16 protein-coding genes and 3 pseudogenes are annotated in these 19,825 nt (G+C 62.2%); 11 read left to right on the top strand and 8 right to left on the bottom strand.

Going from position 1 to position 19,825, the window contains the following annotated elements; all coding sequences use genetic code 11:
- Positions 1–367: 367 nt before the first annotated feature.
- Entirely contained in the window at positions 368–1,393 is a 1,026-nt protein-coding gene (locus BM004_RS34720) for an IS110 family RNA-guided transposase (RefSeq protein WP_093220468.1), read from the bottom strand.
- 202 nt (positions 1,394–1,595) lie between these two features.
- Positions 1,596–2,573 (bottom strand): IS5 family transposase, encoded by a 978-nt coding sequence (locus tag BM004_RS34715; protein WP_093220452.1) that lies wholly within the window; start codon positions 2,571–2,573, stop codon positions 1,596–1,598.
- Positions 2,574–2,658: 85 nt separating this feature from the next.
- Between BM004_RS34715 and BM004_RS42185 the strand changes: the two are divergent.
- A pseudogene (locus BM004_RS42185) lies at positions 2,659–2,844 on the top strand (IS110 family transposase); the annotation flags it as partial.
- Positions 2,845–3,127: 283 nt separating this feature from the next.
- Here the strand turns inward: BM004_RS42185 and BM004_RS34705 are convergent.
- Positions 3,128–4,537: pseudogene (locus BM004_RS34705) on the bottom strand (IS701 family transposase).
- Positions 4,538–4,963: 426 nt separating this feature from the next.
- Between BM004_RS34705 and BM004_RS34700 the strand changes: the two are divergent.
- Positions 4,964–5,470 (top strand): hypothetical protein, encoded by a 507-nt coding sequence (locus tag BM004_RS34700; RefSeq protein WP_093220449.1) that lies wholly within the window; start codon positions 4,964–4,966, stop codon positions 5,468–5,470.
- 141 nt (positions 5,471–5,611) lie between these two features.
- Here the strand turns inward: BM004_RS34700 and BM004_RS34695 are convergent, their stop codons facing one another.
- Positions 5,612–6,214, bottom strand: coding sequence for an IS66 family transposase (locus tag BM004_RS34695; RefSeq protein ID WP_093220446.1), 603 nt, complete (start codon positions 6,212–6,214; stop codon positions 5,612–5,614).
- A gap of 354 nt (positions 6,215–6,568) precedes the next feature.
- Entirely contained in the window at positions 6,569–7,357 is a 789-nt protein-coding gene (locus BM004_RS34690) for an alpha/beta fold hydrolase (protein WP_093220444.1), read from the bottom strand.
- Between the two features lie 107 nt (positions 7,358–7,464).
- On the opposite strand from BM004_RS34690, the gene BM004_RS34685 reads away from it, so the two are divergent.
- The 4 genes from BM004_RS34685 to BM004_RS34670 are packed head-to-tail and all read left to right on the top strand — an operon-like array spanning position 7,465 to position 12,423.
- Positions 7,465–8,286, top strand: coding sequence for a shikimate dehydrogenase family protein (locus BM004_RS34685; RefSeq protein WP_093220441.1), 822 nt, complete (start codon positions 7,465–7,467; stop codon positions 8,284–8,286).
- A gap of 41 nt (positions 8,287–8,327) precedes the next feature.
- A complete protein-coding gene (locus tag BM004_RS34680) occupies positions 8,328–9,335 on the top strand; it encodes a Bug family tripartite tricarboxylate transporter substrate binding protein (protein WP_093220439.1) in 1,008 nt (335 codons plus the stop codon).
- 8 nt (positions 9,336–9,343) lie between these two features.
- Positions 9,344–10,741 (top strand): FAD-dependent oxidoreductase, encoded by a 1,398-nt coding sequence (locus BM004_RS34675; RefSeq protein ID WP_093220436.1) that lies wholly within the window; start codon positions 9,344–9,346, stop codon positions 10,739–10,741.
- Positions 10,741–12,423: an FAD-dependent oxidoreductase gene (locus tag BM004_RS34670; RefSeq protein ID WP_093220434.1), complete on the top strand. Its 1,683-nt coding sequence runs from the start codon at positions 10,741–10,743 to the stop codon at positions 12,421–12,423. The genes BM004_RS34675 and BM004_RS34670 overlap by 1 nt, the downstream gene beginning before the upstream one ends.
- Here BM004_RS34670 and BM004_RS34665 read toward each other — a convergent pair.
- Positions 12,420–13,232: a GntR family transcriptional regulator gene (locus BM004_RS34665; RefSeq protein WP_093220431.1), complete on the bottom strand. Its 813-nt coding sequence runs from the start codon at positions 13,230–13,232 to the stop codon at positions 12,420–12,422. The genes BM004_RS34670 and BM004_RS34665 overlap by 4 nt on opposite strands.
- A 40-nt stretch (positions 13,233–13,272) precedes the next feature.
- Here BM004_RS34665 and BM004_RS42180 point away from each other — a divergent pair.
- Positions 13,273–13,801: pseudogene (locus tag BM004_RS42180) on the top strand (SDR family oxidoreductase); the annotation flags it as partial.
- 371 nt (positions 13,802–14,172) lie between these two features.
- Here BM004_RS42180 and BM004_RS34660 read toward each other — a convergent pair.
- Complete coding sequence (locus tag BM004_RS34660) at positions 14,173–14,970, bottom strand: MipA/OmpV family protein (RefSeq protein WP_093220429.1); 798 nt, start codon at positions 14,968–14,970, stop codon at positions 14,173–14,175.
- Between the two features lie 441 nt (positions 14,971–15,411).
- Here BM004_RS34660 and BM004_RS34655 point away from each other — a divergent pair, with 441 nt between their 5' ends.
- Together BM004_RS34655 and BM004_RS34650 are read left to right on the top strand one after the other, a co-directional pair.
- A complete protein-coding gene (locus BM004_RS34655; RefSeq protein ID WP_093220426.1) occupies positions 15,412–16,104 on the top strand; it encodes a response regulator transcription factor in 693 nt (230 codons plus the stop codon).
- Positions 16,073–17,428 carry an ATP-binding protein gene (locus tag BM004_RS34650; protein WP_093220424.1) on the top strand — a complete coding sequence of 452 codons (1,356 nt, stop codon included), beginning with the start codon at positions 16,073–16,075 and terminating at the stop codon, positions 17,426–17,428. Before BM004_RS34655 ends, BM004_RS34650 begins: the two co-directional genes overlap by 32 nt.
- Positions 17,429–18,194: 766 nt before the next feature.
- On the opposite strand, the gene BM004_RS34645 is transcribed toward BM004_RS34650, so the two are convergent.
- Entirely contained in the window at positions 18,195–18,626 is a 432-nt protein-coding gene (locus tag BM004_RS34645) for a sodium:solute symporter family transporter (RefSeq protein ID WP_093220421.1), read from the bottom strand.
- On the opposite strand from BM004_RS34645, the gene BM004_RS34640 reads away from it, so the two are divergent.
- A complete protein-coding gene (locus tag BM004_RS34640; RefSeq protein WP_256220184.1) occupies positions 18,607–19,092 on the top strand; it encodes an ABC transporter ATP-binding protein in 486 nt (161 codons plus the stop codon). The two genes, BM004_RS34645 and BM004_RS34640, sit on opposite strands and share 20 nt — an antisense overlap.
- Complete coding sequence (locus BM004_RS34635; RefSeq protein WP_093220416.1) at positions 19,089–19,802, top strand: ABC transporter ATP-binding protein; 714 nt, start codon at positions 19,089–19,091, stop codon at positions 19,800–19,802. Before BM004_RS34640 ends, BM004_RS34635 begins: the two co-directional genes overlap by 4 nt.
- The last annotated feature ends 23 nt before the right edge of the window (positions 19,803–19,825 follow it).

Genomic DNA, 19,825 nt, shown 5'->3' with positions numbered 1-19,825 from the left:
TGCTCCAGGTAGCTATCGAATCGCTCGGCTGCATTCATCAATCCTCCAGCTCGAAGTCCGGAAGATCGAATTATGTCATTTGTGACACAGTAAGATTAGGGAAGGTCTTATATGGGCGCCCCCGGATTACAAGAACTCGCTGTGTGAAGATTCAGGAGGCAGGGCTGCAGTCTTATATCCGGCCTGTTGTGCAGGCGGATATGCCCGCTGGCCCTGATGGTTTTCGCTGACGGGATTCCCATCTGAACATCGAGCTTGGCGCTCTTGTTCCCTATCGGAGTGTCCCCGTCCCGGTCCGACCCGTCTGTCCCATCACACGCGTGGTCGCTTGCTCTCCTTCAAACTGGTTGCTTCGTTCTCTTCGTCGTCAGTGCGCGGTCTGCCACGCTTCGGGGCGCCAGGCTTGACCGCGTGCCAGAACCGCCCAGATCGTTCGTGCCAGCTTATTCGCAACCGCGGCGACAGCCACGCTGTACGGTCGGCGCTGCAACAAAGCGGTCAACCATGGCCATGTCGGTCCATCCTTGGATCTAAGCACGACGGCTCGCGCACCGTGCATCAACAACGTTCGCAGGTAAGCATCGCCTCGCTTGCTGATGCCCAACTGCCGCACCCGGCCACCGGTACCGGTCTGGCGAGGAACCAATCCGATCCATGCAGCGAACTCCCGGGCGTCTTTGAACGCTGTCGGCGTGCCCATGCTGGCGACGACGGCCGTGGCTGTGAGAAGACCAATGCCGGGGATTTCGGCGACAGCCTTGCAGGCTGGTATTTCCCGCATCTGCTGCGAGAGCCGTCGCTCGATCAGGCCGATGTCGGCCTGCAGTTGCCGGACTCGCACGAGCTGCTCATCCAGGCTATCCATGAGCATCGCTGGCAGCCGGGTCTTCGCATCGCACATGGCGTCAGGCAATGCCTTGAGCAGTGCCGCGTGACCTTCCGGTAGCACGATGCCGAACTCATAGAGCAGCCCCCGAAGTCCGTTCGTCTGCATGATGCGGCTCTTCATGAGTTGCGCGCGCAGCCGGTGCAGCGACAGCACGATCTGCTGGGCCTCGGTCTTGACGGGAACGAAGCGCATGCCGGGCTGCTGGCACGCCGTCCAGATCGCTTGCGCATCCGCGGCATCGGTCTTGTTCCGCTGCACGAACGGACGCACCTTCCTGGGGGAGACGAGTCGTACCTCATGGCCCAATCCAATCAGAGCTCGACCCCAGTCGTGTGCGCCGCCGCAAGCTTCCATGACGACCAGCGCAGCAGCGTGATTGGCAAACCACTCCAGCATCCTTGCGCGCTTCAACTGCAAGCGCTCAATGCAACCGGTATCCATCTCGACCCAGTGCAGCTGAAACACCTTCTTGGCAATGTCGACGGCAATGACGGTACGTTCCATGATGGTCTCCATTTCGATGCTGACGGTGGGATCGTCAATCTGGCACTACCCGCAGCGCGCTGCAAGCAGCAGCGGGAGGGGGCGCCCATACCATCTGAACAGGTCCCCAAACGGCGTGCGATGAAGCTCAATGGTGTGCACGGAAATGGATCGCCCCGCCAGATGCCCCGAATCGGCGAGGTCTGCCCCTGATCCAGCGCACTCACGCTGTTTGCAGACGCACCTGTCCCATCATCGCCATCAATTTCTTGCGCGCCATCCACAGGTTGGACAGCGCAAACAGCGTGATCACATGCGCCGTGTTCTTGGCCAGTCCCTTGAACCTCACCTTCGCGAGACCGAACTGGCGCTTGATCACGCGGAACGGATGCTCCACCTTTGCCCGCACGCTGGCCTTCTCATATTCGTTCTTGCGTGCTCTGGCCTTGGCGCGTCCCTCGGGCATCTTCGCGATGTCGCTTGGCCGGCCTGCAATGTTCCACAGCACATCGCGCTTCACGCGTGCCTGCGCGCCCCGGTAGCCCGAGTCGGCCCACACCTGCTCTTCCTTGCCATGCAGCAAGTCCGCCACCTGTTCTACGTCCGCTTCGTTGGCGGCCGTCGCCGTCACGGTGTGTACCAATCCCGACTCGGCATCCACCGCGATGTGCGCCTTCATGCCGAAGTGCCATTGGTTGCCCTTCTTCGTCTGGTGCATCTCGGGGTCTCGCTCGCCCGTGCTGTTCTTGGTGGAGCTGGGCGCGGCGATGATGGTTGCGTCCACGATGGAGCCGCGCTTCAGCAGCAGCCCCTTCCTGGCCAAGTGGGCGTTGACCTGTTTGAAGATGTCTTCGGCCAGGTCGTTGGCTTCCAGCAGGTGGCGGAAGTTCAGGATGGTCGTCTCGTCGGGGATCGCCTCCAGACCGAGTCCGGCGAACGTGCGCAGCGAGGCGATCTCGTACAAGGCTTCTTCCATCGCCGGGTCGCTCAGTGCGAACCAGTTCTGCATCAGGTGCACGCGCAGCATGGCTTGCAGCGGGTAGGGACGACGGCCTCGGCCTGCCACTGGATAGTGGGGCTCGATGACTTTGAGCAGCGCCTTCCACGGCACCACCAGTTCCATTTCGGCAAGGAAGATTTCGCGCCTGGTCTTCTTCCTCTTGCCCGCTTGCTCCGCATCCGAAAAACTGATCTGGCTCATCGCTCGTGCTCCTTTGCAGGGTTCAGTCCTTCACGCAAGAAACGTGCTCTTGATCAGATGGTATGGGCGCCTCCCCCCTACCTCTGGTGCTCGAGCCGTTGTGATCAGATCCAAGGATGGCCCGACATGGCCATGGTTGACCGCTTTGTTGGAGCGCCGACCTTACAGCGTGGCTGTCGCCGCGGTGGCGAACAAGCTGGCGCGAACGATCTGGGCGGTGCTGGCAAGAGGTCCGGCCTGGCGCCCCGAGGCGTGGCAGGCCGCGCACTGACGACCAGAAGAATGAAGACACGGGCCAAGCAGTTTGAAGGAGAGCAAGCGACCATGCGTGTGATGGACAGACAGGTCGGACCGGGACGGGGACACTCCGATAGGGAACAAGAGCGTCAAGCTCGTTGATCAGATGGGAACCTCGTCAGCGAAAACCATCAGGGCCAGCAGGCATATCAGCCTGCACAACAGGCCGGATATAAGACTGCAGCCCTGCCTCCTGAATCGTCACACACACGAGTTCTTGCAATCCGGGAGGCGCCCGTATAAGACCTTCCCTAGTCTTACTGTGTCACAGGAGTCGTTTTGCGCTTGCCCTTCCGCAGCAGGGACACTGCCCGAGACGAGCGATCAGTTGGTAGCTCAGTCGATGGCGCAGTGTCGTGATTGACGTCGCCACGTGGCGCTGCGCGCGCAGGACTTCCGCGGGGGATGTAATCCTCGGGAAGGGCAAGCACCTGGCGTTCGATGAAGTTTTTTTTACCGCCGACAGACTTGTCGGCAACGAGGCGTTCGGCCATGAGGAACCCGTAGGCCGCGATGCTCAACGCGGCGTGATGATGGAACCCTCGCCATCCTCGGCCCTCGTAGTGGCCGAGGCCGAAATCCTGCTTCAGATCCTGGTGGTCACGCTCGATGCGCCAACGCTGATGGGCGATGTCGACCAACTCGTTGATCGGTGTGTCCTCTGGCAGGGTGGACAAGAAGTACTTGCTCGGCTCAGCGTCGCTTGCTGGCCACTCGATGAGCAGCCATTACTCGGGACGCAGACGTGCCTTGCCCGTATTGCCGCCGGCGTGGCGCACCCGCACGGCCGCAAAGCGGCCGTTCAACGTGTCATTGGTTCCCTCGCGCCAACTGATGTCCTGGAACGCTCGGCTTGGCAGCGACTGAGCCAATGCCTTGACGCTCATGGGCTGTAGAGCTGCCGTGCGCCTGGGCATCACTGGCGGCCGGCCCATGCCGCTGTAAGGCTTAGGTGGCAGCGGCTGAACGCCAGGCGGCCAGACCACGACGGCAGATGTGACACCTACCGCATAGAGCAAACCCATGTCGCTGAGCGCCTGACGAAAAGCGTTGTCCACGCCGTAGCCAGCATCGGCCAGCACGCAGTGGCGCGGTGCTCCTTCGTCCAGCAACGTGCGCAATTGCTGCAGCGCGATCTGCGTCTTCGTGGCGAATCGCACTTCATCGGGAACGCCAGCCTTGGTGCGGCGTTCAGCATCTGCCGCCCAGTCCTCGGGCAGGTACAGCTGCCAAGCCACGGGCAGGCTGCCCTGCTTGCTTGCCAGCGAAATGCTCACGGCCACTTGGCAGTTGTCCTGTTTGCCCAGCATCCCGCAGTACTGACGAGTGACCCCGACCGAGTGGCGACCCTTCTTCGGGAACCCGGTGTCGTCGATGATCCACCAGCCGCCCTGGCTGAAGTCCATCCTGGGCATCACCCACTGGCACACGCGACGCAGCATCTGGGTGTCGGACCACTCGGCCTTGGCCACGAAGTGGTGCAGTGACTGGTGCCGTGCGCTGGCGTGTGTCGGATCCACTCGCGCGGCCATGGGCTCCACGCTCTTGCGCGACAGGGGAAGCATCAGGCCCGTGCAGTAGCCCCGAAGGCCGGCGTGCCGGTCCGCGTGACCCAAGCCTGCGCTCAGGTGCTCCAGGTAGCTATCGAAGCGCTCGGCTGCATTCATCAATCCTCCGGTGCGAAGACGAGAGGATCACATTATTTCATTTATGACACAGTAAGACTAGAGCAGGGCCGCACTTCGAAGCAGGCCTCGCCCGTGTCGCTCAGATCTCAGAAGCCAGCCGCGCGTGCAGCGTCGTGGACCTTGGCTCCGCGTATGGTCAACGCGATCTCGGCCATGGACAGAGTAAGCGGCTGGCAATGCCATTTTGACGGCATGAACTGTTAGCTGCAGATCTAACTTTGCTGGCCCCCTGTGAGGTGTGTGGATCGAACCCAATATCTTGACGCTTGAGGCATTCGGGGGCGTTCGAAACTCCGCTCCACCCATCGCCGGCAGCATGCAGTAAACCCGTTTTGAGTGTTCGGTTGCTCCTGGTCCGGTCGTCCCTGTGGATAATGGAAATCCGCTAAGTGATGGAGCCCGCCTGTGAGTGAAGCCAAGTTTGAATTGCATGCCGTGGTGGACGAGGACGGCTTTGTCGCGCTGGTGTGTCCTGATACATATTCGGGATACGTGAGCGAAGATTGGACACTCGATCAGGTGCTCGCCACTTTCGTGGAGCAGATGAACACTGGGGCGCTGTTCGCGGTCTATCCAAGCCCTGATTTGGCCGATGCGTCCCTTCGGATTTCTGACACCCCGTCGACGGCCGCTGCACGGCGAGAGGTATCAGGGCTGATTCGGGTTGGCGAGGGCGGGCTCTGGTTGACTGACTACACCCAGTTGACAATGGCGGCGCAGTTCAGCGATACAGCGCCGTATGCCGCTCATCATGTCCGATTGCCCACGCCGTCGGGCGTATACCACGTAACGCTGCGACAGTTCGCTTCCTCGTACGAAGATGAACTCGAACCGGCAGTCGAATTGGTCATTCGGCGCAGCGAGATTGGTGCGATCTGTCCTCGATTCGATGCAGTTCCTTGGTTCGGATAGGGGCTTCCGAGAACACTGCGCTCATAGGCAGAGCGCTCAGTTGCGACCCGTCGACCTAGCATCGAAATCGTTTCTTGAGAGTCCCAGGCAGAGAGGCGAAGGCTGTTAGACCATGGGTTGCCAGCAATGTGGCAAGAGTCGTCAATGCGACTGTTCAGATGTGTGGGCAGTCTGGTCATCATCCGCGCCGAGGAACGCGATGCGGTACTGCGACCCTCGCCCAAGGCAGAAGTCGTAGACCACACCCGGTACCGCATCGAAGGCACTGCGCGCATAGGCCCACACGTAGGCTCGCTTGGTCTTGCCCGCGCCGGGGTCCGGCATGGCCGCCGGCGTCTCGTCGGCATGCAGCACCCTCGCCGAGAGCACGAAGCGCTTTTGCGCCACGAACAGCGGCTCCAGTGCCACGCGCCACCGCCACCGGACCAACTCGGCCAGCGTCGAGCGCGGCGCGTGCACGCCCGAGCGCGCGTGGATGGCCTCCTGACGGTAATACGGAACGCGGTCCACGAAGCGGCTGATCATCGTGTGCACCGCCAAGCCCGTGGCGGGCATGCGGCCGTCGATGATCTGTGGCGAGGCCGCTTCCTGCATCAGGCACTCGCAGCGGCGGCAGGCCCACTTGCCGTAGATATGGCGGTGCATGGAGAAACCCGGCCGGAATGATGTCCAGCCGTTCGCTGATGTCCTCCCCACGCGCTTCATGGGCTTCGTGCATAGCCGCAGCGCGTCGATGCGGATCAACGCAGCATCTCATCAAGCCACGCCGCGCCGTCGGCAGCGACCGAGATCAGCCACGTCACGCTTACGCAGATTGCACTACGCTTGAACTCAAGACGGATCCTCTCTGGAGCGATCGCTGGCGCCGGTGCTGGGGGTGGCGGCAGGGAGGCCGGGTCCTCCAGCCGATTGGAATGGAGACTGAGACGACAAGTACAAGTACGCGTGCGGCCGACACAGCTTGAGCGTCGAGCGCGACTGGAGCCGTGTCGCGCTCACAGATGCTTTCGGTGATTCGACACCGGACAGCCTCCAACGCTTTCCCGCCTGGCGCTGCATTTCGCCAAGTGCCTCATTCGAACTACCTAGACCTTCAACTCAAGCAAACTGAATGAGCAACTTGGTTAAGGGATCGGGTGACGTAATCATGGCATCGTGTCCCGTCTGCAATTCCTGGTAGATCCACGAGGCGTCGGCGCGTATCCGTGCCTTAGTCGAATCAAAGACGGGGAGGCGGGGCGACTGACACGCCACGTAGCTACGCCTGATGCTTACTCCCAATTTGTTGTCGAGGCGAATGGGTTGGAAATAGGTCGCTGCCGGTTGCGCGGTGAGTCTGGCCTGCACCCACGCAACGTCTTCGGGTTGTTCGAGGCCGAAGAACTCCGCGTGTAACGGCGGATAAGCGGGGTCACCCATCGCGAGCGTGGCGGCGAGCTTTGTGCGAGCGTCCTCTGGCATGTAGTCGGAAGCCTTCTCGCCTTCGGACGGTACGAATGCATCCACGTAGATCAGCGAGCGAAGCTTGCCAGAAGCAGCGAGGCGGTCTGCGGCGCCGGTGATTACAAATCCCGCATAGCTGTGACCGACAAGAACGATCTGCCCTTCGATGGCGCGCCCCGCCTTGGAAACAGCGTCGATGTGGCAATCCAGATCAATGGCCGTAGACAACTCCGAGCGTCGCTCGCCCATGCCCGGCAGCGTGACCGCCGCGCTGCGATATCCGGCATTGCCAAGCAAGAGCGCAACGCGTTCCCAACACCAAGCCCCGTGCCAGGCACCGTGCACGAGTAAGAGTGTCGGCTTGGCCTGAGCAGTGTGCGAGCCGTTCGCACGTGCAGTCAGCGCGCTGGCCGCAGCCGTGCCTAGAAGGGTTCTTCGCTTCATATCGTGATCTCCTCGGTGGGATGAAGTGACGCAATTTCGCGTGATCAGAGTGTTCGCAAGATAATCGATTGTTGTCAAATCATCGATGATTAGGATACCATCGATGAATGGAGAACGATCAAAACCCTTCAAGCAAGGTGTCGCTCATAAATGCCGCGACCCAGTTCGTCTGGATCGTCGGCGACCCGATCGAGCAGGTGAAGGCGCCCCAAGCCATGAATCCGCATTACCTTGCGGCGGGCGAGAACCTTCTCGTCCTGCCGGCACCGGTATCCAGCGAGGATCTGCGGACAGTCTTCGAGGGAGCGCGGCGACTCGGGAATTTGCGCGGCTGGATCGCCACGGTCCCGCACAAGATCGCCTTGGTCGACTGGATGGACGAACTCTCGGTGGCCGCACGCGTGGCGGGCGCCGTGAATGCCGTTCGGTTTCGCGACGGTAAGGCGTTCGGCGATCTTTTCGACGGCTATGGTTTTGTGTCGGGGCTTGCCGGACGTGGGTTTGCGACGAAGGGGTGCTCGGCACTCGTGATCGGCGCCGGCGGGGTCGGCTCAGCCATTGCACTTGCACTCGCGCAGGAAGGTGCTGCGCGTGTGTCCGTCGTCGACGTCGATGGCTGGCGCGCGCAACAGCTCGCGTTACGCCTTGCCGAACACGGCCCGGCGGGAACGCGCTTCGATGCGGGAAGCGTGACATCGGCGGCCGATTTCCGGCTTATCGTCAATGCGACGCCAGTCGGAATGGCCGGTGACCCGCGTTCACCTATTGACCCGGACCTGCTGCGCGGATTCCACGTTGTTGCCGAGGTTGTCATGAGCCCGGAACTCACACCACTTCTTCATGCCGCGCGCGAGCTGGGTTGCGAGATCCACCCGGGCAAACAGGTATTAGACGGGCAGCTGCAGCGGCTGCTCGATTTCTTCCGCTGACGCAGCGGCTCCCCGCCATTCGAACTTACCGGAGACATTCAATGGAAACCACAGACCCTCGGCTTCCCAGCGCCCATCTGCCCGAATGGCTTGTGCGCAGGCGGCAGTTTCTCGGCGCGATGGGCCTCGCAAGCCTAGCCCCGCTGGCCCACGCGCAGCCAGCTTTTCCCGCCCGGCCTGTGACCATCGTCGTAGGATTCGCCGCCGGTGGCATTGCCGACACGCTTGCCCGCATCACCGCATCCCTGCTCACGAAGCAGCTCAAGCAGAGCGTTGTGGTGGACAACCGTGCCGGTGCCGGCGGCACGATCGCCGCAGCATTGGTCGCGAAGGCACGCAAGGACGGCTACACATTGTTGATGGCATCCAACGGGCACGCGGTCAATGCCACGATGATGAAGCCGCTACCCTTCGACGCAGTTGAAGACTTCGCCGCGGTCGGCGGCGTTGCGCAGACTCCGCTCGTCGTGGTCGTGCGCGCGGACTCTCCCTACAAGACGTTCGCCGACGTCATCACGGCGGCCAGGTCCAAGCCCGTGCCCTACGGCTCAGGCGGCGCCGGCACACTGACGCATCTTCTGCCGGAGTTGGTGGCATCCAGTACGGGCGCGAGTTTCACGCACGTGCCATACCGTGGCACCGGTCCAGCCATTGTCGACCTACTCGGCGGCCAGATCGAGTTCGTCATGGATCTGGTTCAGACGGCACTCCCGCAGGTGCAGGGTGGCAAGCTGCGTGCGCTCGCGGTCAGCAGCCGACGCCGTTCGCCTCAGTTGCCGAACGTGCCTACGCTCGCCGAGGCAACGATGCCCGGACTCGATGCCCAGGGATGGTATGGGCTGCTTGCGCCAGCGGGCACGCCAGCCGCAGTTTTGGACAAGCTCAATGCCTCGCTCGACAAGGCGCTCGCAGATCCGGCGGTCACCGCTCGCTTTGCAGCATTGGGATCGACTCCCATTGCCGGCTCGCGAGAAGAGTTCATGACCCTGCTGCGTTCCGAGGTGAAGCGCTGGGGCGACATCGTCATCACCAAAAAAATCACTACTTGAGCTTTACCATGCTGGACATCACTGATGAAATCGAATGCGACGTGCTGGTCGTGGGCGGAGGCAGCGCGGGCGTTGCCGCTGCGGTCAGCGCAGCACGCAACGGCGCGAAGACACTGCTCGTCGAAGCTTCGCCCATGGTGGGCGGAGAACTTGTCAGCGGCATTTCGATGCTGGGCATGATCTCGACGCGCGGAGAATGGATCGTCGGCGGCGTGGCTCGCGACCTGTTGCGCGAGGTCGAGACGCTCGGCGGCTACATCGGTCCCGTCTTCGACTATCGATCGCTGCATCTCGTGTGTTTCGACCCTGAACTGATGAAGTTCGCTGTCGTGGGTCTGCTCAACAAGGCGGGCGTCGAGCTGATGCTTTACACGCTCGCCACGGGAGTTCTTTCCGTTGACGGACAGGTGCGCGGAGTATTTGTCCAGAACAAGTCCGGCCGCCACTTGGTGCGCGCCAAGGTCGTCATCGACGCCAGCGGAGACGCCGATCTCGTGGATGCTTCTGGCGGCAAGACCGAATTGGGCAAGGACGGACGCTTCTTTCAGCCACCATCGCTGATCTTCCGCATGACTGGCGTGCACACGCCGCGGTTGCTCGGGAACGTGAGGAGCCACCCCGAAGACTACGGACTTGCGGAATTTCCGGGCCTGGGCATGTCGCGCGAACAATGTGCCGAGGCGCTTTGGAAACAGGGCCAGCCCAAGGTGGTGCTCCTTGGCGAGCGCGGCATCCTGCAGCGGGCGGTGGAGGCTGGCGAGATGTTCCCCACGTCGATCGTCGCTGTGGTGCCTATCTCCACGGCGCGCCGCGAAGTCAGCATCAACTGCACGCAGATCGGAAACGTCGACGCGACCGATATGCGCCGCCTCAGCGCGGCCATACCGACCTTCTTTGCGCAGATTCAGCAATCGATGCGATTCCTGAAGGAACGCGTTCCAGGCTTCGAGGACGCACACTTCTCGGGCGTCGCGGGCAAGATCGGCGTCCGCGAGACGCGTCGGATTTTGGGCGACTACGTCCTTGACGAAGATGACGTCCTGGGTGCGCGCAAGCGCGAAGATGTGGTCGCCAAGGGCGGCCACGAAATCGACCTGTTCGCAGTATCTTCCCATCGCCGCCAAACGATCAGGGAAGGGGGGTCCTACGATCTTCCTTTGGCTGTCGCCATTGCCAAGGATGTCCGCAATCTCTTCGTTGTCGGCCGGTGCCTGTCCGCCACGCGCGAGGCGCAAAGCTCGGCGCGCGTGATGGGCACCTGCATGGCAATGGGACAGGCTGCGGGCACGGCGGCCGCGATGTGCTCCACCGATCGAAGCTGGACAGGTGACGTCCGGGAGACATCCATTCCCGAGCTGCAGCGCCGTTTGCGGGAGCGGGGCGCCATCCTCCAGAGCGAGGCGTGATGCCACAGGCGCTGGACTTCGATGTCCTCGTCGTAGGAGCAGGTGCGGCTGGCATGACGGCCGCGCTGTGCGCTTCGGCCCGAGGTCTGAAGGTTCTGCTGGTCGAATCGACCACCCAGGTGGGCGGCACGAGCGCGACATCGGCTGGCACGCTATGGATTCCTTGTGCGTCCCCGCTAGCCGTCAACGACATCGCCGGCTGCCACCAAGCGGCAAGCACGTACCTGCAGGCATGCATCGGGGCGGACGCCGACCGCGCCAAGATCGACGCGCTCCTTGAGTCAGGGCCTGAGCTTCTGCGATTCCTTCGCGAGCGGACGCAGGTGCGCCTCGAAGCGGTGCCCCATCACCCCGACTACCTTCAGGCGCTGCCAGGCGCCGCGCTTGGCGGTCGGGCATTCGCTCCCGAGCCGTTCGACGGGCGGCGCCTCGGTCGTAGTTTTTCGCGTGTACGTCCGCCACTGCCGGAATTCATGGTCTTGGGCGGGATGATGGTTTCCAAGACCGACATTCCGATCCTGCTGAGCGCACTGCGCGAGCCGCGAGCCTTCCTGCAGGCGGCACGACTGGTCGCCCGATACGCGAGAGACCGGCTCACCCGTGCCCGGGGAACGCGGCTCGTCATGGGCAATGCGCTTGTCGCGCAGCTTCTCTACAGCCTTTTGCATTCGGATGTCGAGATCGCTTTCGATACAAGGGTCACCCAAGTGGCGCGGACGGCGTCGGGATTCGGCTGCATGCTTTCCGGCGCGCAAGGGGAGCGGCAGGTGCGGACCCGAAAGGCCGTGGTGCTGGCGACCGGTGGGTTTTCGGGCAACCCGGCGATGCGGCAGCGCTGGTTGCCGACCATCTCCCGCGCGCATAGCGTTGCGCACGCCGGCGGGACTGGCGGAGGCATTCAGCTGGGGCTGTCGCTGGGGAGCACTATGGACGGCGACCACATGCCGCCCGCGTTCTGGATGCCGGTCTCGACCATGAAGCGAGCGGACGGTAGCGTCGCGACCTTTCCGCACATCGTCATGGATCGGGCCAAGCCGGGTCTTCTCGCGGTGGACGCGACCGGCAACCGATTCGCCAACGAGGCGGACTCGTATCACCACTTTTGCGAGGGTATGCTCGAATCGCACCGCCGCACGGGCAGCGAGCGCTTCTTCTTGATCACCGATGCTGCATTCGTCGAACGCCATGGCCTTGGCTTGGCGCATCCAGGCCGGAGGTCGTTGCGGCGCCTCACGCAGGCGGGCTATCTCACGAGAGCTGGATCGCCCCGCCAACTCGCACAACGCCTTCGGCTCGAGCCCGCTGCGCTCGAGCGCACGCTGACCAGGTACAACGAACTTGCTGCTGGCGGAGTGGATGTGGATTTCCATCGCGGCGAGTCGGTGCTCAATCAACACAATGGCGATCCGACGAGCACACCGAATCGGTGTTTGCGCCCTCTAGACCCGCGTTCGCTGTGCGCAGTCGAGATTCACGTGGCGGACCTCGGAACGAGCGTGGGCCTGCGGACGGATTCCGACGCGCGCGTCCTGGACGCTGAAGGACAATCGATTCCGGGCGTCTATGCCTGCGGGAACGACATGGCTTCGATGATGCGGGGCGCCTACCCGGGTCCAGGAGCGACCCTCGGGCCGGGCATGACGTTCGCATGGCGCGCCGTGCGCCACTTGAGCGATTGCTAGCTCTTTCGGCGGCGCGTTCCGGCTCGGGTATTCGCGACTGGCAGTGGCGTGCCACCCATCGCGGCGAGCAGTTCCTGGTGGGTGCGATCAATGTGCTCTAGCGCGAGCTTCTCGGCGAGCTGCGCATTGCGCGTCAGGCAGGCATCGAGCAGGGCTAGATGTTCGCCATCGGCCCGGCGGGAATAGGCGCCGCCCTTTGCGAGCTGCAGGCGGTAGCGGTCCTGTAAGTCCATCAGCGTGCTGCAGAAATGCATGAGCATCGGCATGCCGCAACCCGACAGCACGGCGAGGTGAAACTTCCGATGGGCGCTTTCCCATTCGGCGGCCGAGATCGGGCTCGGCTCCGCGGCAACGCGCTTGCCGAGCATGTGCGCAGCAGCTGCTACCCGCTCCTCCCAGTCGTCGTCGCCATGCAAGACCGATTCCCGGATCGCGACTGGCTCGCAGAGTCTCCTGATGGTGGTTATCTCGCCGAGGTTGGCGCTCGACATCTCGCTGACGCGAAAACCGCGTTTCGCTTCGAAGCGCACGAATCCTTCAGCGGTAAGGCGGGAAAGCGCTTCCCGCAAGGGGCTCAGGCTGACGTCATATCGCCCCTTCATCTCGTCAAGATTCAGGCGAGAGCCCGCGGGGTTGTCTCCGCGAAGTATGCTGATACGGATCTGCCGGGCCAGCCGGTCGGACAGCAAGTCTTCCGTTTGACCTTCGAAGATGGCCCGTTCGGGAGGATCCACCAATGACGGTTGACCTGCGGCTTGGGACGACGTGTGGCTAGCGCGCTTCTCTGTGGATGACATGGCGAGGATCATAGGCCGGCCGCAGGGGCTTTTCGGGTCGGGAGGCGGTCCCTGCCACGCTCCCGTCCTCGTGACCAACGCAGGCGGGCCGCCCCCGGTGACTTCCGCCAGGGACCGCGAACGCTGGATAAGCGCACTCGACGCCAAGATGCTCGCACCGGTCGCGCTGATTCGAGCGACGATGCACCATGATTCGGCGGCGGTTCGGACGCGTGTTGCACATCGCATCCGCAGCGGTCAAGGCGCCGGTCGAGGCGTTGGGCCTGTCCCGTGGTGCACGCTCCAGCTGACGGGTTTCGTCGCCGGACTGGCCCGTCAACCGCACGGCACAACGTCACGATCAACAACCTGCTTCCCGGCTACTTCGACACGGACCGAATCGCAGGGCTCTTCGAAGCTCGCGCGCACGCGCCGAGGAACCCAGTTGCGGCTGCGTGTGCAGCGAAGTTGGCTGCATCGCCGACGGGCAGATTCGGTGATCCGAAAGAGTTCGCATTGCGTGCGCATTCCTGGCCAGCGACCACGCCGGCTATGCCACTGGCCAGAACCTGTTGATGGACGGTGGAGCCTACCCCGGCACGCTATATCCCAAAGGCGCCAAAGGAGAGTCAAGGACACCACCAGAAATATCGCGAATGGTGCGAGGTCCCATAAACGGAGCGGCCACAAGCGCGAGCTTTCCCATGCCCAGACCGCAAGGGTCTGGCCGAAATCCTCGTCGCGGCGGCGAAGAGCATATGAAGGCGGCAACGCTCACCTAGCAGGCATGTCGCGCGGGAGCGGGCGAAGCCGTTAGGTTGGAACATAGGAGTGATTTCTCAGGAGGTGATGGCTGCGCCGAGTGCCTACCTTTGCGCCGTCTTGGGACTGCAGGACACGCGGAATTGACGGGGGAAGTGCGGCCTGGAGTCGTTTCCATACCCATGGACGGCGCGACTGAGTCGCCCAGCCGTCAGAAGCGATAGCTGTATCCGACAAGTACCTGTGTCTGATTCGATCGGTCGACCAGCGGGCTGTTCTTTATTTCTTTGCCCATCGCGGTCATGCTGACGTCCATGAACACGGAGTGGTGAGGGTTGATCAGATAGGTCGAGCGCAACCCGATTTCGGTCGCCACTGTGGCTTGGCCCAGATACGTAGGGCGCGTGACTGTGGCTTCCTCGGCGCGCACGCCGTAGTAGTAGTCGACGTATTTCTTGTCTAGCCAAGTCACGCTGAGCCGTGGAACGAAGACGAAGCTGCCCGTAGAGAAGCTCTTCTCAGCGCCCAGTCTGATCTTTTGGCCTTTGCTGTTGCCGGAAGCACCCGTCCATGTGACCTTCAGGTCCACAAGGTCGGTGCGCCAGCCTGCATTAGCGCCGAGCCAGACGCCGCCCTTGCGTTTCGCCATGCCTGCCAGCGTTGGCGAATCGTCTGCTTCGTAGCCAGTCTGGTCGTAGTTGGCGACGAGACCGAAATTAAACGAGCTGCGGGGACCGAGTTCAATACTGGGCAATTTCACTTCCAATCCTGGACCGAGCACGCGCACCCATCTGTTCTCATAGGAAATCAGTGGTCCTCCGACCGTGTCGCGCTTCTTGCCGGCATACATGGATTGCCTGCTGCCTACAGCAAGGCCCAAGCCCCAGCGACTTTCCGCTTCGGGCGCATCCAAAGTTTGGGCTGCGACCGGATGGAAGATGCCCAGCGCGAAGACGCTCGATAGGGACAAAGTAACATAGCTCGCAAGGTGTCGTTTTGGCAGATGCATACCGGAATCCAGCAGAGTTGAGGAAGTCCAGATGGTCGAAGGGAGGGCCTTACTGCTAACTTACCGCGATGGAGGTGCATGTTTGAGACTCGGTAAGGTTTCAGAAAGGCCCGCGCAGCGACAGTGAGGCACTGCATTGTTTGCTACTTCTTTCATGTTCATTCGTTCCGCAATCAACCCGCCTCTGTGGCCGCATCCTCCACCGGGGCCAACTGGACCTGCTCGTACGCGATCTTGGGCAAGAACGCTTTATCTCAAAGTGATGTTGGTTGCGGTGAGTGCTGCGGGCGTGCAAATAGCTTTGGTTGGCGGGCCGGTCCTATGCACGCGCGCAGAACTATCACCCGCGCTTCATCCACGCGTTCGATTGATCGTCAGGCTTGATATGCTGGGTGGAATGGCGATCAGTACCTCACTGGGCGGCGTGCCCCGGTTTGCGCGATGAAGAACCGCATCCTGTTGGTCGAGGATCACCCGCGATTAACCGAGCTCTTGGTCAATGCTCTTGAGGCGGCCGGCATTGCCGCCGATGCCGTGGAGCGCGGTGAAGACGCTTGGGTCGCGACCAGAGAGTTCGACTACGCCGCAATGGTGCTGGATCGGGGCCTTCCCGATGGCGATGGGCTCTCGCTGCTGCGGCGCCTTCGGGCAGCAGGCTCACGGCTGCCATGCCTCGTGTTGACGGCGCGCGATGCGCTGCACGACAGGGTGGACGGACTGGAGTCCGGTGCCGACGATTACCTGCCTAAACCTTTCGCGATGGACGAGCTTGTGGCGCGGGTTCGGGCGCTTCTGCGGCGACCAGCAAATCAATGGCGGGTTCCAGTAACGACGTTCGGCGACCTTCGCCTGCTTCCGGAGGCGGGCGAGATGGCCTGTGGAGATCACCATGTGGCGCTTGCTGCGGCGGAATTTCAGCTCATGATGCTGTTGGTGCAGCGCGGCGGCGAGACGGTGCGTCGCAGCGCACTGGAGGCAGCGGGTTGGGGTTTCATCGAACCTGTCACGGCCAATGCGTTCGATGTGGCCATGTACCGACTGCGCCGCAAGCTCGTGGCCATTGGTTCCCAACTCGAGATCGAGAACCTGAGGGGACTGGGTTATGCGCTTCGCCAGACCGAACTGGATCGATAGTCTCTCCTTCCGCGTCGTGCTGGCCTACCTTGCTGGCAGCGTTCTGAGTACCGGACTGATCGCCGCATTCGTCGCCTCGCTGCTGGGCCAGCCATTGATGTCGGGAGGGACGGTGGCGACGGACCTGATCGAGTCGCTGCGCTTCGACGCACAGGGGCAGCCGATGGCACCGGCCCATTCAGAGGAGTATTCGTGGATCTACGACACCCTCAAGACGGAAGTGACCTACCGTGTTGTGGACGACCAAAGCAACGTGGTACTTGCGCCTGGAACGGACCGTCGGCCTATAAGCGCTATCCTGGATGAAGGCACCTTCGCAGTCACCCTCGACGGAGTCAATCTGCGAGGCCGGACCTTTATCGTCCTGAACGAGGGGCGTCGGTGGTTCATACAGTTCGCCGCCAGCCAGCGTCTGAGCGACCGCTTGCGCAACGACTTGTGGTTGCCGTTGGTGGGATCCGGCGCAGTGATCGCCGGCGGTGTGCTGCTGGTCGTACTGGCGGCATTGACCGCCTACACGTTGGCGCGTGTGCTACGGCCACTGCGCGACGTGTCGGCTGCGGTCACGCGCATCACGCCAGACGCACTTGACGCACGCCTGAACGAGACGCGCGTCCCGACGGAGATCCGGCCGTTGGTGCACAGCTTCAATGGCGCCCTGACGCGCTTGGAGCGCGGGTTCCAAGTGCAGCAGGAGTTTCTGGCTGCAGCCGCCCATGAACTCAAAACGCCCTTGACTCTGATTCGCGTGCAACTCGAAGCCGAACCCAGGCTCGTCGGTCGCGCTCCCCTGTTCAAGGACGTCGAGCGCATGACTCGCCAGGTGCAACAGCTTTTGCATCTGGCCGAGGCGAGCGAATCCCAGAACTATCGATTCGGCGTCGTACAGCCGCAGGAATTGGTGGCGGAAGTCTGTGCCTACATGCAGCGGCTCGCCGACGCGGCGGGAGTTCGGGTCGAATCGCAAGTTGCTGAGGATCTGCGGCCATGGAAGGGAGATCATGGCGCGCTGTTCACGCTGCTAAAGAATCTCCTGGAAAACGCGATCCAGCATGCGGCCCGCGACAGCGTGGTGCGAGTGCAGGCAACGTCGACTGAGCTAGGCGTCGTGGACGAGGGTCCCGGTGTGGATGAAGCAGAGTTGCCAAAGCTCTTTGTCCGCTTTTGGAGAGGCCTGAGCCGACGCGACGAGGGCGCAGGCCTTGGGCTATCGATATGCCAACAGATTGCTCACGCGCATGGGGGATTGTTGAGCGCCGAGCTCTGCCGGCCTGGCCTGCGCGTGAGTTTGCGGTTTGGAACTCAGTCCCAACCCCGGGACTGAAGGCCGAAAAGGCAAAACACCCCACCCGGTCCGTCGGGGGTTGCTCTGGTCAATTGTTTTTGGGTGCGGAAGCAATTGGCCCGGAGCTCGCAGCCACCTTCACGCACGGATGCGCGGCCCGGCTCGGGCCGATCGCCATGCAATGCCGCTGCGTGCGAATGTCGCCTCAACAGCGCCCCATCACCAGCGATATCTGTTGACCGAAGCAAGCGGAGCATCTGCACGTCTCATCGTTCTGAAGGGCAAGGAGACCTCGCATCAAGGTCCAGGGTTTGTAATGTCCATGGATTTGGCGAACAGGCAGCAAAGGATCGGCACCGTGGTGAAACATGCGACGGCGATCCAGAGGCTGATGAAGGGTGTATTACTTCGGCACAAAGTCGGAACTGCTGGACCATGTGCTCGGGCGCCGTTCGTCTGTTCTGAACGAGGAGCGCATGCAGCGGCTCGATCAGCCGAGTCATCAAATCAGAGTTGGCCATCACCTCGTGCATGCATTGAGCTTCTGCAGGATGGCTCCGGACGTGCCACTGCGTGCCACGATGCTGAACCTTGCATACAGCTCGAATTGCGTCATGCTTCCACGCTCGCAAGGCCGACTGGGATGGACGCGGCCGGGCCGCCCGGCGAGCGGTGGATCAGCAGGAATGCGGTTGATTGCGACAACCGCCATCACCGGCAGCATGGAGGAAATCGACGCAAGACATGGTTCATGATTAGCGAGTGCAGGCATGCGCGGTCGCGCGCTGCGCGCTTTGATGCTTGCTCAGGTTTGTGTCGCGACGGCGGTAGAAGCGGTCGAAGAGTCGAAGTTCGCCCTGTCGCGCGCGCTCTGGGCTGAGCGGTCGAGCACCGATACGATCCAGCAGACCGCGAACGCGAGCGGCATGGAGAAGATCGTGGGCGGGTCGTACGGGAAGACAGGCACGGCGTTGCCGAGCAGCTTGACCCAGATCGAGGGGCCAAGGGTGGTCAGGGCGACGGCACTCACCAGACCCGCCGCACCGCCCATGATCGCCCCTCGTGTAGTCAAGCCACGCCAATACATGGCCAGCAACAACACGGGGAAGTTCGTGCTGGCCGCAACCCCGAAAGCCAGTCCGACCATGTAAGCGATGTTCTGTTTTTCGAAGGCGATGCCCAGTGCAACGGCTGTAACGCCGATGCAGATAGTCGCAATGCGCGATAACGTCCGCATTGGGTGCCACACCAGAACCCGCAGCGACTTTTTCAGCGACGCATTCCAGCTTCCACGCTCGCGGCGGGCCGAGGATGAAGCGAACTCGATCGCAGGACGCCTGATTGAGTCCCTCGGGTTGCAAGCCGTTGCTCACCGCGCTGTCGCCGATTTGCCTTTCGGCACTCAAAAGCGGGTGGAACTCGCTCGTGCGATGGCTACCCAGCCGCGGCTCCTTCTTCTCGACGAACCGGCCTGCGGCTTGAACCATGACGAGGTGCAGGAACTGGGCGACGTCATTCGATGCCTCAGTGCCGATGACGGTTTGACGGTCCTACTCGTAGAACATCACATGGGCCTTGTCATGTCGATCTGCGACCGGGTCATTGCGCTGAATTTCGGCCGCACCTTGGCCGATGGCACGCCGGCTCACGTTCAACAACATCCGGAAGTTGTTCGTGCCTATCTCGGGGGTGAAACGGTATGAGCAGCCTTCTGATGGTCAAGAACCTCGTTGCTACGTACGGGCATGGATACGTCTTGCACGGCATTTCCCTGGAAGTGCGTGAAGGCGAGATCACGGCGCTTCTCGGTGCCAATGGAGCAGGCAAGACAAGCACCTTGCGCGCCATCTCCGGCATGCTTTCCCGAAGCGGCGAAATTACGCTGGCAGGGCAATCATTGGTCTCGATGGCGCCCGAAGAGGTCGCTCGATGCGGTGTTGCCCACGTTCCCGACGGCCGGGGCACGTTCGTCCGCCAGTCCGTCGAAGAGAATCTGCGTTTGGGCGCCGCACTCCGTCGCGACAAGGCTGGCATCCTGCAGGATATCGATCGTGTGTACGGCTACTTCCCGGTGCTGGAGAAGCGCCGCAAGCAGCAGGCCGGCACGCTCTCGGGCGGTGAACAGCAGATGCTGGCGGTAGGCAGGGCGCTTATGTTGCGTCCTCGTTTGATGTTGCTCGACGAGCCTTCGTTTGGACTTGCGCCCCTGGTCGTCTCCGAATTGTTCGGCATCCTGCGCAAGCTGAACGCGCAGGAAAAGCTCTCGATCCTGCTCGTCGAGCAAAACGCATCGCTGGCACTCGCCACCGCATCCACTGCGTACCTCCTTGAAACCGGCCGAGTCGTGCTTTTCGGCCCATGCGAGGAGGTGCGACAGAACGAGACCGTCCGACGCTCCTACCTCGGCCACTAAGAACTAAGAACTAAGAACCTCAC

Source organism: Variovorax sp. OK212, assembly GCF_900112425.1.
GTDB lineage: Bacteria > Pseudomonadota > Gammaproteobacteria > Burkholderiales > Burkholderiaceae_C > Variovorax.
Note: the sequence above shows the minus strand (reverse complement) of the source record. Positions and strands in the feature narration are given on the sequence as shown.

Coding starts and splice junctions, on each gene's coding strand:
- BM004_RS34720 (WP_093220468.1), bottom strand. CDS start 1,393: ATGGAACGTACCGTCATTGCCGTCGACATTGCCAAGAAGGTGTTTCAG.
- BM004_RS34715 (WP_093220452.1), bottom strand. CDS start 2,573: ATGAGCCAGATCAGTTTTTCGGATGCGGAGCAAGCGGGCAAGAGGAAG.
- BM004_RS34690 (WP_093220444.1), bottom strand. CDS start 7,357: ATGAAGCGAAGAACCCTTCTAGGCACGGCTGCGGCCAGCGCGCTGACT.
- BM004_RS34685 (WP_093220441.1), top strand. CDS start 7,465: ATGGAGAACGATCAAAACCCTTCAAGCAAGGTGTCGCTCATAAATGCC.
- BM004_RS34680 (WP_093220439.1), top strand. CDS start 8,328: ATGGAAACCACAGACCCTCGGCTTCCCAGCGCCCATCTGCCCGAATGG.
- BM004_RS34675 (WP_093220436.1), top strand. CDS start 9,344: ATGCTGGACATCACTGATGAAATCGAATGCGACGTGCTGGTCGTGGGC.
- BM004_RS34670 (WP_093220434.1), top strand. CDS start 10,741: ATGCCACAGGCGCTGGACTTCGATGTCCTCGTCGTAGGAGCAGGTGCG.
- BM004_RS34665 (WP_093220431.1), bottom strand. CDS start 13,232: ATGATCCTCGCCATGTCATCCACAGAGAAGCGCGCTAGCCACACGTCG.
- BM004_RS34660 (WP_093220429.1), bottom strand. CDS start 14,970: ATGCATCTGCCAAAACGACACCTTGCGAGCTATGTTACTTTGTCCCTA.
- BM004_RS34655 (WP_093220426.1), top strand. CDS start 15,412: ATGAAGAACCGCATCCTGTTGGTCGAGGATCACCCGCGATTAACCGAG.
- BM004_RS34650 (WP_093220424.1), top strand. CDS start 16,073: ATGCGCTTCGCCAGACCGAACTGGATCGATAGTCTCTCCTTCCGCGTC.
- BM004_RS34640 (WP_256220184.1), top strand. CDS start 18,607: ATGCGCGATAACGTCCGCATTGGGTGCCACACCAGAACCCGCAGCGAC.
- BM004_RS34645 (WP_093220421.1), bottom strand. CDS start 18,626: ATGCGGACGTTATCGCGCATTGCGACTATCTGCATCGGCGTTACAGCC.
- BM004_RS34635 (WP_093220416.1), top strand. CDS start 19,089: ATGAGCAGCCTTCTGATGGTCAAGAACCTCGTTGCTACGTACGGGCAT.